The sequence below is a fragment of the Dactylosporangium sp. NPDC050588 genome, from assembly GCF_040654975.1.
GTDB classification, from domain to species: Bacteria; Actinomycetota; Actinomycetes; order Mycobacteriales; family Micromonosporaceae; genus Dactylosporangium; species Dactylosporangium maewongense.
Window position 1 is genome coordinate 233,484 of sequence record NZ_JBFAJA010000002.1, and the last position, 14,998, is coordinate 248,481.

The window sequence follows — 14,998 nt, forward strand, 5'->3', positions numbered from 1 at the left end:
GGGGGACATGGTGCGTCCCGCGGGTAAGCGCACCCCGCGGGACAACGTAAGGATCAGGTCAGAGCGCCGCGACCACCTCCACCTCCAGCAGCGCCCCGTCGCGGAAGAGCCGGGACACCTCGACCGTGGTGCTGGTCGGCGGCGGGCCGGTGAAGACGGCGCGGCGGACCTGGCCGTACAGGGGCAGCATCGCCATGTCGGTCAGGTACGTCCGGACGTTGACGACGTCCGCGAAGGTGGCGCCGTGCGCGGACAGCAGCGCGCCGATCAGCTCGAACACGCGCGCGGCCTGGGCGACCATGTCACCCGGGCCGACGAGCGCGCCGTCGTCGTCGAGGGCGATCTGACCGGACAGGAACAGCAGCGCACCGGTGCCGGCGTCGATGCGGGCGACGTGCGAGTACGCACCGACGGGTGCCGCCACGCCGGACGGGTTGTCAAGGACGAGCATCAGGTTCCTTTCGGGGATGAGACGGCGATCGTGGACAGGTCCGCCAAGGGGTCGGCGGCCGCGAGGTGCCGGCCGGCGGCGAGCGCGACCGGCAGGTCCCGGCCCGCGACGCTGAGGGCGAGGTCCTTGGCCGCCAGCCGGACCGGGAAGCGGGCCTTGGCGGACAGGCGCTGGACGGCGTTGCCCAGCGGGCCGGACGCCAGCGCGTCCAGGGCGTCGGCGCGCGGGACCCCCAGGTCGTCGGCGACCTGCAGCGCCTCGGCCAGCGCGGCCAGCGCGGTCACGAGCGCGGTGTTGAGCACCACCTTCATCGCCGCGCCGCCGCCCGACGGGCCGCACCGGCGGACGTCGCCGAGCGTGGCGAGCACCGGTGCGACCCGGTCGACAGCGGTGGCAGTACCGCCGGCGAAAATCCTCAACGTCCCGCCCTCGGCGGCGCCGGTGCTACCGGCCACGGGGGCATCGACCAGGTCCACGCCGGCGGGCAGGGCGGCGGCGAGCTCCCGGACGGCGTCTGGGCCGATCGTGGACATCTCGACGAGGGTCGCCCCGGGCGGCAGCTCCGCGGCGGCGACGACGGACATGACGACGGGGCCGTCGGTGAGCATCGTGATGACGACGTCGGCGTCGCGGACGGCCTCCCGCGCGGACGCGGCGACGGCGACGCCTTCGACGGGGCGCGGCGTGCGGCTCCATCCCGTGACGGGGAACCCGTGCGCGGCCAGCCGGCGGGCGATCGGCGCCCCCATGCTGCCGAGCCCGAGCACAGCGATCTTCTGCATGCGTCCGACCGTATGGGCGTACGACCGATGCGACCAACGAATGTCTGGCATCGTCGCCATGCGGTGTGGGAATGTCTGGAGCGTGCAGACGGAGATGCTGGAGGTGTTCCGGGAGGTCGCCCGGCAGCGCTCGATCACCGCGGCCGCGGCCACGCTGCGTTACACGCAGTCGGCGGTGTCCCGGCAGGTCGCGGCGCTGGAGCTGGAGGTCGGGGCGCGCCTGTTCGACCGGCTGCCGCGCGGGGTCGCGCTCACCGGGGAGGGCCGCTGCCTGCTGGAGCACGCGACCGCCGTCCTCGACCGGCTGGCCCTGGCCCGGCGCGAGGTCACCGCCGTGCACGCGGGCACCGCCGGCCGCCTGCGGGTGGGCGCGTTCGCCACCGCCGACGCCGCGCTGGTCCCGCGCGCCCTGGCCCGCTTCCGCGCCGGCCACCCGGATGTCCGCCTGTCGCTCATCGAGGGCGTCACCGGCCGTCTCCTGGCCGCGCTCCTCGCCGGCGACGCCGACGTGGCCCTGGTGACGACGAGCGCCGACCGCCCGTTCGACGACCCGCGCTTCACCACCCACCACATCCTGGACGAACCCGTCCTCCTCGCGGTCCCCCGGCACCACGAGTTGGCGTCAGCGGCGTCGGTACCGCCCGCGGCGCCGGTCTCGCTGGCCGCGCTGGCGGACGAGGCGTGGATCGCGGGCTCGGCCACCCCGGAGGAGACCCTGCTCGGCCCGAGCGTGCGGCTCGGCTTCCGCCCCCGGATCGACTTCGTCGCCGCCGAGTGGACCGCCAAGCTCGGCTTCGTCGCCGCCGGCCTCGGCGTGACCCTCGTGCCCGCCCTGGCCGCCCGCGCCGCCCCCGCCGACGTCCGCCTGCTCCCCCTCGACCCCGCCGAGTTCCCACCCCGCACCGTCCTGGCCGCCACCCTCGCCGGCCGGACGACGCCCGCGACGGTCACCGGCTTCCTGGCCGTCCTGCGGGACCTCGCCGTCACCTGAGCGCATGCAAAGGGGGGAGCCGGACACCCGGCTCCCCCCCCTTTGACGGAAGGTCAGCTGCAGCCGCTGGTGGAGCCGCAGCCCTCGCACACGTAGCAGCTGCCGGCGGGGCGCATCTTCGTGCCGCAGGTGAAGCACAGCGGCGCGTCGGCGGCCTTGCCCTGGACCAGTTCGAGCAGCTCGGTCGACGAGCCCACCTTGCGCGGCGCCGGCGTCTCGACCTCGACCGGCTTCGCCACCGGCTTCGTAGCGGCCGCGACCGGGGCGGAGTTGCGCATCTCGGTCAGGTCGACGTCCGGCTCGCCCGCCTCGGCGCGCAGCTGGGCGGCACGCTCGGCGCTCGTGAGGATGCCCAGCTCCGAGCGGGTGTCGAAGTCCAGGAAGTCCAGCGCCAGCCGCCGGAAGATGTAGTCCATCACCGACGAGGCCAGGCGGATGTCCGGGTCGTCGGTCATGCCCGCCGGCTCGAACCGCATGTTGACGAACTTGCTGACGTAGGTCTCCAGCGGGACGCCGTACTGCAGGCCGATGGAGATCGCCACGGAGAAGGCGTCCATGACGCCGGCCAGGGTCGAGCCCTGCTTCGACATCTTCAGGAAGACCTCGCCGAGGCCGTCGTCCGGGTACGACGACGCGGTCAGGTACCCCTCGGCGCCGGCGACGGAGAACGACACGGTCGAGCTGGGGCGCTTCTTCGGCAGCCGCTTGCGGACCGGGCGGTACTCGATGACCTTCTCGGTCTTGACGACCTCCTGCACGACGGGCGCTTCCGCGACCGGCTCTTCCTTCTTCGACTTGTTGACGGCCGACAGGGGCTGGCCGACCTTGCAGTTGTCGCGGTAGATCGCGAGGGCCTTGAGGCCGAGCTTCCAGCCCTGGAAGTAGATCTCCTCGACGTCCTCGACGGTGGCCGCCTCCGGCATGTTGACCGTCTTGGAGATGGCGCCGGAGATGAACGGCTGGATCGCCGACATCATCCGTACGTGACCCATGGGGGCGATGGTCCGCTCGCCCATGGCGCAGTCGAAGACGCTGTAGTGCTCGGCACGGAGGCCGGGGGCGTCGACGACGTGGCCGTGCTCGGAGATGTGCTCGACGATCGCCTCGACCTGCTCCTCCTGGTAGCCCAGGTTGCGCAGGGCGCGCGGGACGGTCTGGTTGACGATCTGCATCGAGCCGCCGCCGACGAGCTTCTTGAACTTGACCAGCGCCAGGTCCGGCTCGACGCCCGTGGTGTCGCAGTCCATCATCAGGCCGATGGTGCCGGTCGGGGCGAGGACGCTGGCCTGCGAGTTGCGCCAGCCGTGCCGGGCGCCGATCTCGTTGCCCCGGGCCCACTCGGCGGTGGCGGCGACCTTGATGGCCACGTCGACCCCGCCGACGGTGGTGATGGCGTCGTTGGCCGTGGCGTGCTGCTGCATGACCCGCTGGTGCGGCAGGGCGTTGCGGGCGTAGCCGTCGTAGGCGCCGACGATCCCGGCCAGCTCGGCCGAGCGCCGGTACGCGGTGCCCGACATGAGGCTGCTGATCGTCGCGGCGACCGCGCGGCCACCGTCGGAGTCGTACGCGAGACCGCTGGCCATGAGCAGCGCGCCGAGGTTGGCGTAGCCGATGCCGAGCTGCCGGTACGCGCGGGTGGTCGCGCCGATCTTCTCGGTCGGGAAGTCGGCGAAGCAGATCGAGATGTCCATCGCGGTGATGACGAACTCGACCGACTTGACGAACTTCTCCACCGCGAACGAGCCGTCGGCGTTGAGGTACTTCATCAGGTTGAGCGAGGCGAGGTTGCAGCTGGAGTTGTCCAGGTGCATGTACTCGCTGCACGGGTTGGACGCGGTGATCCGCCCGGTCTCCGGGCAGGTGTGCCACTCGTTGATCGTGTCGTCGTACTGGATGCCGGGGTCGGCGCACTCCCACGCGGCCTGGGCGAGCTTGCGGAAGAGCTCGCGGCCCTTGACCGTCGACACGACGCTGCCGTCGAGACGGGAGCGGAGCGCGAACTCCGCGTCCTCCTCGATCGACTGCATGAACTCCGCGGAGACCCGGATGGAGTTGTTGGCGTTCTGGTACTGGACGCTGACGATGTCCTTGCCGCCGAGGTCCATGTCGAAGCCGGCGTCGCGCAGGGCGCGGATCTTGTCCTCTTCGCGCGCCTTGGTCTCGATGAACTCCTCGACGTCCGGGTGGTCGACGTCCAGGATGACCATCTTCGCGGCGCGGCGGGTCGCGCCGCCGCTCTTGATCGTCCCGGCGGACGCGTCGGCGCCGCGCATGAAGCTGACCGGGCCGCTGGCGGTGCCGCCGCTGCTGAGCAGCTCCTTCGAGGAGCGGATCCGGGACAGGTTCACGCCCGAGCCCGACCCGCCCTTGAAGATCAGCCCCTCTTCCTTGTACCAGTCGAGGATGCTGTCCATCGAGTCGTCGACGGCGAGGATGAAGCAGGCGCTCACCTGCTGCGGCGACTGGGTGCCGACGTTGAACCACACCGGCGAGTTGAAGCTGAACACCTGGTGCAGCAGCATCCAGGTCAGCTCGTGGGCGAACACCTCGGCGTCGGCGGACGTCGCGAAGTACCCGTGGTCCTCGCCGGCCTTGCGGTACACCGTCACGACGCGGTCGATCAGCTCCTTCAGCGACCGCTCGCGGGCGTCGGTGCCGACGGCGCCGCGGAAGTACTTGGTGGTGACGATGTTCGCCGCGTTCACGGACCAGAAGTCGGGGAACTCGACGCCGCGCTGCTCGAAGTTGATCGAGCCGTCGCGCCAGTTGGTCATGACGATGTCGCGACGCTCCCACGTCACCTCGTCGTAAGGGTGGACCCCCTCGGTCGTCCACACCCGCTCGACGCGCAGGCCCTGTGCCTCTTTGCGCGACGCTGCCTTGGTCTTCGTCTCCCCCGCCATCCGCGGCCCCCTCATTGTCTTCGGTGGTGTTCTGGTTCGTGTCTCGTCGCTTGTACTGGCGCCGCTCAGCCGACCGGTTCTGCGGCGCGCTCCCCCTGTGGCGGCGCCGCCTGGTGCTGCGGGGCGCCCTGTGCGGTGCTCTGGTGCTGTGTCGCGCTGGCCGGGCGGTTCGAGGCCGCGCGCAGCGACGCGATCTCGCGCTCGAAGTCCTGCAGCGAGTCGAACGACCGGTAGACGCTCGCGAAGCGGAGATACGCCACCTCGTCGAGCTCCCGCAGCGGCGCCAGGATGGCGAGGCCGACCTCGTGGCTCGGCAGCTCGGCGGCACCCCTGGCGCGCACGGTCTCCTCGACCTTCTGCGCGAGGACGGCGATCGCGTCCTCGTCGACCGGCCGGCCCTGGCAGGCCTTCCGGACCCCGGCGATGATCTTGGTTCGGCTGAACGGCTCGGTCACCCCGCTGCGCTTGACGACCGCGAGGACGGCCTCCTCGACGGTGGTGAACCGCCGACTGCACTCGGGACAGGACCTCCGGCGGCGGATGATCTGGCCGTCCTCGGCCTCCCGGGAGTCGACCACCCGGGAGTCGGCGTGGCGGCAGTACGGGCAGCGCATGCGATGGCCTTCCATTCTACGTCGGATATGTCCTGACAAAACGCACGCGAATGCCCAACGGTCGGCCTTGGATGCTGGCCTCCGCTGGTTCTTCACCGTAAGTAAGGGTGATTGCCGAATCCACAACCTGTGGACGGCTTACAGCCCTGTAACTACTACATCTAGGGGTAGACGCTATGCCTGACCGCTACGTGGACGCAAGTTGAACGGAGATTTCCGCCCCCTGCGTGTCGCGGCTCTCAGCGGCCGCCGCACATTTGTCCTGATCAGCGCTGCCGAGGCAGGGTAAGCCGCTGTCCGGCGTCGACACTGTAGCCGTCCAAGTTGTTGAGACGGCGGATCTCCTCCATGGTCGCGTCGCGCCCACGGCCCCCCGAATGCCGGGTCGCGATGTCCCACAGCGTGTCGCCCGGCTGCACGATCACCACGGGTGCCGGCCCCGGCTGGTCGGCCGCCTGCCCGGGCGCCGCGACGAGCGTGAACAGCCCGCCGGCGACCACCAGCAGCAGACAGAAGAGCACGACACGGCCGCGCCGGGTGAGCCGGATGGGTGGGTTTCGCGGGTGCTGTCGCATCTCAACCCTCGATTCCGTACAGCCGTTCGATCGAACGGACGTACGATGGTCTACCAGAGCGGGAAGACCCGAGTCCAGCAACACGCCGAAAAATCGGCGCGCCACGTAGTACAGATGTTTGAAACTGTCACACCTCGGCGATACGGTGATCCACACACGATCGAGACGATTGATCGGGATACCCGAAATTTGCGACAGCCGGCGCCGTCACACCCGGTGGCGGTCAGGTGGCGGGCCCCTCAAGGCCCGTCCGCACCCGCGGCCTTCCCACCGCGGGTGCCAACAAGAGGGAGGACGACGTGTCAGCCGACGACCGCACCGACGAATCCGCCGAATCCGCCGAGGTCACCGCGATCGGCAGCGGCAGCAGCCGCCGGGCCGGCACCCGCCGCCGCGGAGGCGAGCCGGAGATGCGCGCGGTCACCGCGGTGGTCAGCGCCTTCCCTGACCTGTTCGCCGCCGACCTGACCGTCCGCCAGCGGCGCATCCTGGAGTTCATCCGCAGCGCCGTCGACCGCAACGGCTATCCCCCGAGCGTCCGCGAGATCGGCGAGGCCGTCGGCCTGGTCTCCCCCTCCAGCGTCGCCTACCAGCTGAAGGAGCTGGAGCGGAAGGGCTATCTGCGCCGCGACCCCAACCGTCCCCGCGCCGTCGACGTCCGCCCCCCGAGCGAGCTCGTCGCCGTCGACGAGGAGGCCGAGCGCGCCGCCCGCCCCGCCCCCGCCTACGTGCCGGTCCTGGGCCGCATCGCCGCCGGTGGCCCCATCCTGGCCGAGCAGGCCGTCGAGGACGTCTTCCCCCTCCCCCGCGAGCTCGTCGGCGAGGGCACCCTCTTCATGCTCCAGGTCAAGGGCTCCTCGATGATCGAGGCCGCCATCTGCGACGGCGACTGGGTCGTCGTCCGCCAGCAGCCCACGGCCAACAACGGCGACATCGTCGCCGCCATGATCGACGGCGAAGCCACCGTGAAGACCTACCGCAACCGCGACGGCCACGTCTGGCTCATGCCGCAGAACCCCGCCTTCGACCCGATCGAGGGCGACCACGCCACCATCCTCGGCCGCGTCGTCACCGTCGTCCGCCGCATCTGACCTTCCCCCTCCTCCCCGCACCACCCCGCCTCAGGGCCCGCCCAGCCACCCGGCCGAGCGGGCCTTCGCGTTGCTCCCCTTCGTCTCCGCTCCCCCACCTGTAGCCGCCCTCTCTCATGATCCCGAAGACTTGTTGTTGCCTGAGCGACCAAACCCTTCCGGATCACGGAAAACCCCGCCCGACCCAGCCAGCACCCACCACACCCCGCCGACCACCGCGGGACATCACCACCCCGGCACACGAGCAGCCCACCCTCATGATCCCGAAGACTTGTTGTTGCCTGAGCGACCACAACTCTTCCGGATCACGGAAAAGAGCGCCTACCGGTCAGCATCCACCGACACCCCGCCCCCAGCGGCACCTCGGCAGGCAAGCGGCCCGCGAAGCCACTTCTCATGATCCCGAAGACTTGTTGTTGCCTGAGCGACCACAACTCTTCCGGATCACGGAAAAGAGCGCCTACCGGTCAGCATCCACCGACACCCCGCCCCCAGCGGCACCTCGGCAGGCAAGCGGCCCGCGAAGCCACTTCTCATGATCCCGAAGACTTATTGCGGCTCGGGCGACCAGAAGTTTCCGGATCATCGTGGGGGCATAAACGACGTTGACCACTACACGCCGCGGCGTGTAGTGGTCAACTTTCTATGTCGGACGGGCTCGGGGTCCCGCCACTGGAGAAGTCTCGAGGGTCAGCCGGTGTGCTCGGCCATCGCCAGGAACTTGCGCTTGCTCTCCAGAGCCTTCTCGGCCTCCTTGATGCGGCGCTGGTCGCCGGCGGCCTGGGCCGAGGCCAGCTGCTGCTCGGCGCGGGCCACCTGCTCCCGCATCTGGGCGAGCAGAGGGCTCGCCTCCGGCGGGGTACGGCGCCAGGCGGCGTCCATCGCGGTCTTCACCTTGTCCTCGACCACCCGGAGGCGCCGGTCCAGACCGGTCTGCGCCTCGCGGGGCACGCGGCCGACCTCGTGCCAGGCCGCCTGGATGTCGCGGAGCTTCGCCTGGGCGCCCTTCGGGTCGGCGTCGACGTCGAGCGCCTCCGCCTGGACCAGGAGGGCCTGCTTGGCGTCCAGGTTGCCCTTGAACTCGGCGTCGCGGGCGCTGAAGACCTCGCTGCGGCGCTTGAAGAACGAGTCCTGGGCGGCGCGGAACCGCTCCCAGAGCTTCTGCTCGGTCTCCTTCGCGGCGCGGGGCGCGGCCTTCCACTCGGTCATGAGCTCCTTGAGGCGGGCGGCCGTCGCGTTCCACTCGGTGGACTCGGCGATCTGCTCGGCCTCGACGACGAGCTCCTCCTTGCGACCCTGGGCCTGCTTGCGGCTGGCGTCGAGGGTCGCGAAGTGGGCGCCGCGGCGGCGGGTGAAGGCGTCGCGGGCTGCCGCGTACCGCTTCCACAGCTCGCTCTCGGCCTTCTTCTCGACGCCGTGGATGGACTTCCACTCGTCGAGGATCTCCTTGAGGCGGTCGCCCGCGGTCTTCCAGCCGGTCGCGTCGGCCGCGATCTGCTCGGCCTCCTCGACCAGGGTGGTCTTTCGGGTGAGCGCCTCGGCGCGGGCGGCGTCGCGGGCCGCGCGGGCGGCGCCGGCCTTCTCCTCGGCGATCGAGGTCAGCTTGTCGAGGCGGGCGGCGAGCCCGTCGATGTCACCGACCACGTGGGCCTCGTCGAGGCCGCTGCGCAGCCGCTTGATGGTGGACAGCGACTGACCGGCGTCGGCGGCGCCGCTGCCGAGGCGGGCCTCGATCAGGTCGACCTCGGTCACCAGGTCGGCGAACCGGCGGGCGAAGTGGGCAAGGCCCTCCTCCGGTGTGCCGGCCTGCCACGATCCGATGGCCCGCTCTCCGGCTGCCGTCTTCACGAAGACGTTGCCGTCAGCGTCGATCCGTCCAAACGTCGTAGGCTCGCTCATCTGCCATCCTCGCTCCCGGCGTCCGTGGGATCGGGTATCCCACTGTCACGCCGCCATCGCACAGCAAAGTTCCCCAGGGCATTCTCACAGGTGCGCCCCGGGGGCGGTCGAGGGCCTGCGGCCGAACCGTGACCATTCCGGTGCCGAACGGGCCGCAGGATGCCACAAAGACCGTCCCGATAACGTTAAGACCGTGCCACTCGTCGCCGCCGCCGTCTGCCCACATCCGCCGATGCTCGTGCCGGAGGTGGCCGCGGGGGCCGCCGGGGAGCTCGACGAGCTGCGGGCCGCCTGCCGCGTGGCGGTGGCGCACCTGTCCGGCGCCGAGTCCCTGGTCGTGGTCGGTGCCGACACGTCGACGGTACGCCGTGAGCCACCGTTCGGGGGGACCCTGGCCCCGTGGGGCATCGACAAACGCGTCGGCGAGGAGACCAGTAGCCCGCTGCCGCTCAGCCTGCTCATCGGCGCCTGGCTGCTCCAGGACGCACATTTCGGAAATATCCAGTTCTACAGCGTCGCCGCCGACGCGACCCCCGGCGAGTGCGCAGCACTGGGGCAGCAGCTGACCAGTACCGACGCCGCGCTCTTGATCCTCGGAGACGGATCCGCGTGCCACGGCGAGAAGTCGCCCGGCTACGACGACCCGCGAGCCGAGGGCTTCGACGCGGCCGTCGCCGACGCCCTCGCCAAGGGTGACACCGCGGCCCTGCTCGACCTGGACCCGGCCCTCGCCACCGAGCTGCTCGCGGTCGGCCGGGCGCCGTGGCAGGTGCTCGCGGGCGCGGTGGGCAGGCCCGAGACGACCGAGCTGCTGCACCGCTCCGCCCCGTACGGCGTCGGCTACCTCGTCGCGAGCTGGCGGTGACCCGGGTCGTCGCGGTCGTCGGCCCGACCGCCGCCGGCAAGTCGGCGCTCAGCCTCCGGCTCGCCCACGAGCTCGGCGGTGAGGTGGTCAACGCGGACTCGATGCAGCTGTACCGCGGCATGGACATCGGCACCGCGAAACTTTCCGTCACCGAGCGTGACGGGGTGCCGCACCACGTGCTGGACATCTGGGACGTGACGGAGCCGGCGAGCGTCGCGGTGTACCAGGGGCTCGCCCGCGCCGCGATCGACGACATCGCCGCCCGCGGACGGGTTCCGCTGCTGGTCGGCGGCTCGGGCCTCTACGTGCGGGCCGTGCTGGAGGACTTCGACTTCCCGGGCACGGACGCGGCGCTGCGGGCGGCGCTCGAGCAGGAGCTCGCCGAGGTGGGCCCGGAGGCGCTGCACGCCCGGCTCAGGAGCACCGACCCGGAGGCCGCGGAGCGCATCCTGCCCGGCAACGGCCGCCGGATCGTCCGCGCGCTGGAGGTCAACGCGCTGACCGGCACCACGTTCACCGCACGCCTGCCGTCACAACCGCGTCCCGTGTACGAGTCGCTGCAGCTCGGCGTGGACGTCGACACGGCGGTGCTCGACGAGCGCATCGAGGCGCGGGTGGACACGATGTGGGCCGCGGGCCTGGTCGACGAGGTACGCGCCCTGGAGAAGGTCGGCCTGCGCGACGGCCGGACCGCCGGCGCCGCGCTCGGCTACAAACAGGTATTGGACCACTTTTCCGGTTTGTCGGATGAGCCGGAGGCGAAGGCCGAGACGGTCCGGGCCACCAGGCGGTTCGTCCGGCGGCAGCGGTCGTGGTTCCGCCGGGATGACCGGATCGTGTGGCTCGATGGTGGTGCTGGTGACATCACTGCGACGGCGCTGGAGGTCGTGCGGCAAGATTGACGCCATGCGCTTCGCCAAGGGACATGGAACGGGCAACGACTTCGTCATCCTGCCCGACCCCGACGGCGTGCTGCCGTTGACGCCCACGTTCGTCGCCGCGCTCTGCGACCGCCGGCGGGGCATCGGCGCCGACGGCGTCCTGCGCGTGGTCCGCAGCGCCGCCCACCCCGACGCCGAGGCGTCCGCGGGGACGGCCGAGTGGTTCATGGACTACTGGAACGCGGACGGCTCCCAGTCCGAGATGTGCGGCAACGGTGTGCGCGTCTACGCCCGCTACCTCGCCGAGGCCGGCCTGGTCGCGCCGGAGGGGTCGTTCAACCTGGTCACCCGCGCGGGGGTGGTGCCGGTCACCATCGGTGAGGAGATCGCCGCCGGGATGCCGATGCCGCGGGTGTACGTGCAGAGCGAGGCCACCAGCGAGGGACGCGTGTTCGAGGGCACGGCGGTGGACGTCGGCAACCCGCACCTGGTGTGCCCGGTCGACGAGCCGACCCTGGAGCGGCTCGACCTGAGCCACGCCCCCGGGATCGATCCGCTGATCTTCCCCGCCGGCGTCAACGTCGAGTTCGCCGCGGCCGGGTCGCCTCCGGCCGGCGCCGACCTGTACCGGCGGATGCGCGTCTACGAGCGCGGCTCCGGCGAGACCCAGTCGTGCGGCTCCGGCGCGTGCGCGGTGGCGGCGGTCGCCCTCGAGCACGCCGGCCTGGAGACCGGCGTGGTCGTCGTGGACGTGGCGGGCGGCCGGTTGACGATCACGCAGACCGGCTCGGAGTTCCTGCTCGCCGGGCCGGCCGTGATCGTCGCGCACGGTGACGTCGACGCCCAGGCGATCCGGCAGCTGGCCCCGACCTTCTGACCCGGCTCCGCAGCCGTTGAGCCGGCCCAGGGGGTTGTTTCGCCCCGGGCCGGCCTGGTGGCCTTACGGCTGCTCGACGGGCGTCGGCTCCGCCTCCGCCGTGCCGTCGACGGTGCTGTCCAGGTGGACGCCCTTCGCGGCGGCCCTGACAGCGGCGGCGACGGCCGGGGCGACCCTCGCGTCGAAGACGCTGGGCACGATGACGCTCGGGTTGAGCTTGTCCTCGCCGACGGTGTCCGCGATCGCCCGCGCCGCCGCGATCGCCATCGCCTCGGTGAACTCGCGCGCCTGCGCGTCGAGCATCCCGCGGAAGACGCCCGGGAAGGCGAGCACGTTGTTGATCTGGTTCGGCTGGTCGGAGCGGCCGGTCGCGACGATCGCCGCGTGCTCGCGGGCCTCCCGCGGGTCGACCTCCGGGTCGGGGTTGGCCAGGGCGAACACGATCGAGCCGGGCGCCATGGTCGCGATGTCGTCGCCGGTGAGCAGGTTCGGGGCGCTGACCCCGATGAACACGTCCGCGCCCCGGACCGCGCCCTTGAGGCCGCCCGAGTAGCCGGACTTGTTGGTGTTGTCGACGAGCCACTGCCACGCACCCGACAGGCCGGACATGCCGCGGTGCAGGGCACCCGGCCGGTCGGTGGCGATCACGTCGCCGACGCCCTGGTGCAGGAGCAGCTTGATGATGGCCGTGCCGGCCGCGCCGGCACCGCTCACGACGACCCTGATGTCACCGATGGACTTGCCGACCACCCGCAGCGCGTTGGTGAGCGCGGCGAGGACGCAGATCGCGGTGCCGTGCTGGTCGTCGTGGAACACGGGGATGTCCAGCATCGCCCGCAGCCGCTCCTCGATCTCGAAGCAGCGGGGCGCGGCGATGTCCTCGAGGTTGATGCCGCCGTAGGCGGGGGCGATCGCCCGCACGATCGCGATGATCTCCTCGGTGTCCTGGGTGTCGAGGGCGACCGGCCACGCGTCGACGCCGCCGAACCGCTTGAACAGCGCCGCCTTGCCCTCCATGACGGGCATCGCGGCGGCCGGGCCGATGTTGCCGAGGCCGAGCACGGCGGAGCCGTCGGTGACGACCGCCACCGTGTTGCGCTTGATGGTGAGGCGGCGGGCGTCGTCCGGGTTCTCGGCGATCGCGAGGCAGACCCTGGCCACCCCGGGCGTGTACGCCCGTGACAGCTCGTCGCGGTTGCGCAGGGCGACCTTCGGGGTGACCTCGATCTTCCCGCCGAGGTGCAGCAGGAACGTGCGGTCGGACACCTTCCGCACGTCGACGCCGTCGAGCTTCTCGAGGCAGGAGACGACCTGCTCGGCGTGCGCGGAGTCGGCGGTGTCGCAGGTCAGGTCGACCACGACGGCGGTGCTGTCGGAGTCGACGACGTCGACCGCGGTGACGACACCCCCCGCCTCGCCGACCGCGGTGGTAAGGCGCCCGATCGCCGAGGCGTCGGCACGGACGGAGACACGGATCGTGATTGAGAACCCGGCGCTGGGCAATCGGTGCGTGGCAGTCGTCACGTACCCCATTCTCACTCGCACGTTCACCCGGCGGCGCGGGGGGACATATCAAGTGCCGTATGGCCGATGAAGTGTCACGATTGGAGGGTTGTACTGATCGACTTTAGGAGAACATGTTGCGAGTGACTGCCGCAGAATCCTGGGATCTCGCCGAGGACGGCGACGGCCTGGAGCTCGAGGAGCGGCATGCGCTTCGCCGTGTCGCAGGTCTGTCGACCGAGCTCGCCGACGTCACCGAGGTCGAATACCGCCAGCTGCGCCTCGAGCGGGTCGTGCTCGTCGGGGTGTGGACCGAAGGCACCGCCACCGATGCGGAGAACTCCCTCGCGGAGCTCGCCGCGCTCGCCGAGACCGCCGGGTCGCAGGTCCTCGACGGGCTGATCCAGCGCCGCAGCCGGCCCGACTCCAGCACCTACATCGGCTCCGGCAAGGTCGACGAGCTGCGGGCCGTGGTGCAGAGCAGCGGCGCCGACACCGTCATCTGCGACGGGGAGCTGTCCCCCTCGCAGCTGCGGACCCTGGAGGCGAAGGTCAACGTCAAGGTCATCGACCGGACCGCGCTGATCCTGGACATCTTCGCCCAGCACGCGAAGAGCAAGGAGGGCAAGGCCCAGGTCGAGCTCGCGCAGCTGCAGTACTTCCTGCCGCGGCTGCGAGGCTGGGGTGAGGCGCTGAGCCGGCAGGCCGGTGGCTCCGCCAGCGGCAACGGCGGCGTGGGCCTCCGCGGCCCCGGTGAGACCAAGATCGAGACCGACCGGCGCCGGATCCGCACGAAGATCAGCCGGCTCAAGCGCGAGATCGCCGCGATGGCGACGATCCGCGACACCAAGCGCGCCACCCGGCGCCGCAACCGGGTGCCCAGCGTCGCGATCGCCGGGTACACCAACGCCGGAAAGTCGAGCCTGCTCAACCGGCTCACCGGCGCCGGCGTACTGGTGGAGGACGCGCTGTTCGCCACCCTGGACACGACGACCAGGCGGTCCCGCACCGACGACGGCAGGCTCTACACCCTGTCGGACACGGTCGGGTTCGTCCGGCACCTGCCGCACCAGCTGATCGAGGCGTTCCGCTCCACGCTCGAGGAGGTCGCCGAGGCCGACCTGGTCCTGCACGTCGTGGACGGCTCGCACGCCGACCCCGAGGAGCAGGTCCGCGCGGTCCGCGAGGTGCTCGCCGAGGTGGGCGCCGACACCGTGCCGGAGCTGCTCGTCGTCAACAAGATCGACGCCGCCGACGAGGAGACCCAGCTGCGGCTGAAGTCACTCTGGCCGGACGCCGTGTTCGCCTCCGCGCGCACCGGCTCGGGCATCGACGCGGTCAAGGCCGCGCTGGAGCAGCGGCTGCCGTGGCCGGCGATCGAGCTGACGGCCGTCGTGCCGTACGAGCGGGGCGACCTGGTCGCCAGGGTCCACACGATCGGTGAGGTGCTGGAGACCGCCCACCTGGCGGAGGGCACGCGGATCCGGGCACGGATCAACGACGCCCTTGCGGCGGAGCTGGCCCCATTTGCCGTGAAGTCGTAGGTTTATCCGATCACTGCGAGTG

General features: G+C 71.2%; 12 protein-coding genes and 1 pseudogene. 6 read left to right on the plus strand and 7 right to left on the minus strand.

Annotation, left to right across the window (positions count from 1 at the left end; all coding sequences use genetic code 11):
• Nucleotides 1-58: 58 nt before the first annotated feature.
• The gene (locus AB0I21_RS02280; protein WP_360558417.1) at nucleotides 59-451 is read right to left on the minus strand and encodes a RidA family protein; all 393 of its coding nucleotides are present in this window, start codon (nucleotides 449-451) and stop codon (nucleotides 59-61) included.
• Nucleotides 451-1,293, minus strand: coding sequence for an NAD(P)-dependent oxidoreductase (locus AB0I21_RS02285; RefSeq protein ID WP_360558419.1), 843 nt, complete (start codon nucleotides 1,291-1,293; stop codon nucleotides 451-453). The genes AB0I21_RS02280 and AB0I21_RS02285 overlap by 1 nt, the downstream gene beginning before the upstream one ends.
• 22 nt (nucleotides 1,294-1,315) lie before the next feature.
• On the opposite strand from AB0I21_RS02285, the gene AB0I21_RS02290 reads away from it, so the two are divergent.
• Nucleotides 1,316-2,224 carry a LysR substrate-binding domain-containing protein gene (locus AB0I21_RS02290; protein ID WP_360558421.1) on the plus strand — a complete coding sequence of 303 codons (909 nt, stop codon included), beginning with the start codon at nucleotides 1,316-1,318 and terminating at the stop codon, nucleotides 2,222-2,224.
• Nucleotides 2,225-2,277: 53 nt separating this feature from the next.
• Here AB0I21_RS02290 and AB0I21_RS02295 read toward each other — a convergent pair whose 3' ends face one another.
• The 3 genes from AB0I21_RS02295 to AB0I21_RS02305 all read right to left on the minus strand — a co-directional run bounded on the left by AB0I21_RS02295 (nucleotide 2,278) and on the right by AB0I21_RS02305 (nucleotide 6,472).
• Nucleotides 2,278-5,127 (minus strand): vitamin B12-dependent ribonucleotide reductase, encoded by a 2,850-nt coding sequence (locus AB0I21_RS02295; RefSeq protein WP_360558423.1) that lies wholly within the window; start codon nucleotides 5,125-5,127, stop codon nucleotides 2,278-2,280.
• A 65-nt stretch (nucleotides 5,128-5,192) separates the two neighbouring features.
• Entirely contained in the window at nucleotides 5,193-5,741 is a 549-nt protein-coding gene (nrdR, locus tag AB0I21_RS02300) for a transcriptional regulator NrdR (RefSeq protein WP_360558425.1), read from the minus strand.
• Nucleotides 5,742-6,007: 266 nt separating this feature from the next.
• Entirely contained in the window at nucleotides 6,008-6,472 is a 465-nt protein-coding gene (locus tag AB0I21_RS02305) for a LysM peptidoglycan-binding domain-containing protein (RefSeq protein WP_360558427.1), read from the minus strand.
• A 254-nt stretch (nucleotides 6,473-6,726) separates the two neighbouring features.
• Here AB0I21_RS02305 and lexA point away from each other — a divergent pair, with 254 nt between their 5' ends.
• Nucleotides 6,727-7,407, plus strand: coding sequence for a transcriptional repressor LexA (gene lexA, locus AB0I21_RS02310; RefSeq protein WP_344503255.1), 681 nt, complete (start codon nucleotides 6,727-6,729; stop codon nucleotides 7,405-7,407).
• Nucleotides 7,408-8,097: 690 nt separating this feature from the next.
• On the opposite strand, the gene AB0I21_RS02315 is transcribed toward lexA, so the two are convergent.
• Nucleotides 8,098-9,306 carry a DUF349 domain-containing protein gene (locus tag AB0I21_RS02315; RefSeq protein WP_360558429.1) on the minus strand — a complete coding sequence of 403 codons (1,209 nt, stop codon included), beginning with the start codon at nucleotides 9,304-9,306 and terminating at the stop codon, nucleotides 8,098-8,100.
• Between the two features lie 232 nt (nucleotides 9,307-9,538).
• Between AB0I21_RS02315 and AB0I21_RS02320 the strand changes: the two genes are divergently transcribed.
• From AB0I21_RS02320 to dapF, 3 genes are read left to right on the plus strand one after another with little or no spacing between them, the layout of a single operon-like run.
• Complete coding sequence (locus AB0I21_RS02320) at nucleotides 9,539-10,171, plus strand: class III extradiol dioxygenase subunit B-like domain-containing protein (protein WP_360558453.1); 633 nt, start codon at nucleotides 9,539-9,541, stop codon at nucleotides 10,169-10,171.
• Entirely contained in the window at nucleotides 10,162-11,073 is a 912-nt protein-coding gene (gene miaA, locus AB0I21_RS02325; RefSeq protein WP_360558454.1) for a tRNA (adenosine(37)-N6)-dimethylallyltransferase MiaA, read from the plus strand. The genes AB0I21_RS02320 and miaA overlap by 10 nt, the downstream gene beginning before the upstream one ends.
• Nucleotides 11,074-11,077: 4 nt before the next feature.
• Nucleotides 11,078-11,929, plus strand: coding sequence for a diaminopimelate epimerase (gene dapF / locus AB0I21_RS02330; RefSeq protein WP_354888565.1), 852 nt, complete (start codon nucleotides 11,078-11,080; stop codon nucleotides 11,927-11,929).
• Between the two features lie 132 nt (nucleotides 11,930-12,061).
• On the opposite strand, the pseudogene AB0I21_RS02335 reads toward dapF, so the two are convergent.
• Nucleotides 12,062-13,462 (minus strand): annotated as a pseudogene (locus AB0I21_RS02335) (NAD-dependent malic enzyme); the annotation flags it as partial.
• A 113-nt stretch (nucleotides 13,463-13,575) separates the two neighbouring features.
• On the opposite strand from AB0I21_RS02335, the gene hflX reads away from it, so the two are divergent.
• Nucleotides 13,576-14,976: a GTPase HflX gene (gene hflX, locus AB0I21_RS02340; protein WP_360558431.1), complete on the plus strand. Its 1,401-nt coding sequence runs from the start codon at nucleotides 13,576-13,578 to the stop codon at nucleotides 14,974-14,976.
• The last annotated feature ends 22 nt before the right edge of the window (nucleotides 14,977-14,998 follow it).

Bases quoted from the DNA above. Each gene is read 5' to 3' on its own strand.
- AB0I21_RS02280 (WP_360558417.1), bottom strand. From the start codon at position 451: ATGCTCGTCCTTGACAACCCGTCCGGCGTGGCGGCACCCGTCGGTGCG.
- AB0I21_RS02285 (WP_360558419.1), bottom strand. From the start codon at position 1,293: ATGGCGACGATGCCAGACATTCGTTGGTCGCATCGGTCGTACGCCCAT.
- AB0I21_RS02295 (WP_360558423.1), bottom strand. From the start codon at position 5,127: ATGGCGGGGGAGACGAAGACCAAGGCAGCGTCGCGCAAAGAGGCACAG.
- nrdR (WP_360558425.1), bottom strand. From the start codon at position 5,741: ATGCGCTGCCCGTACTGCCGCCACGCCGACTCCCGGGTGGTCGACTCC.
- lexA (WP_344503255.1), top strand. From the start codon at position 6,727: ATGCGCGCGGTCACCGCGGTGGTCAGCGCCTTCCCTGACCTGTTCGCC.
- AB0I21_RS02315 (WP_360558429.1), bottom strand. From the start codon at position 9,306: ATGAGCGAGCCTACGACGTTTGGACGGATCGACGCTGACGGCAACGTC.
- AB0I21_RS02320 (WP_360558453.1), top strand. From the start codon at position 9,539: ATGCTCGTGCCGGAGGTGGCCGCGGGGGCCGCCGGGGAGCTCGACGAG.
- dapF (WP_354888565.1), top strand. From the start codon at position 11,078: ATGCGCTTCGCCAAGGGACATGGAACGGGCAACGACTTCGTCATCCTG.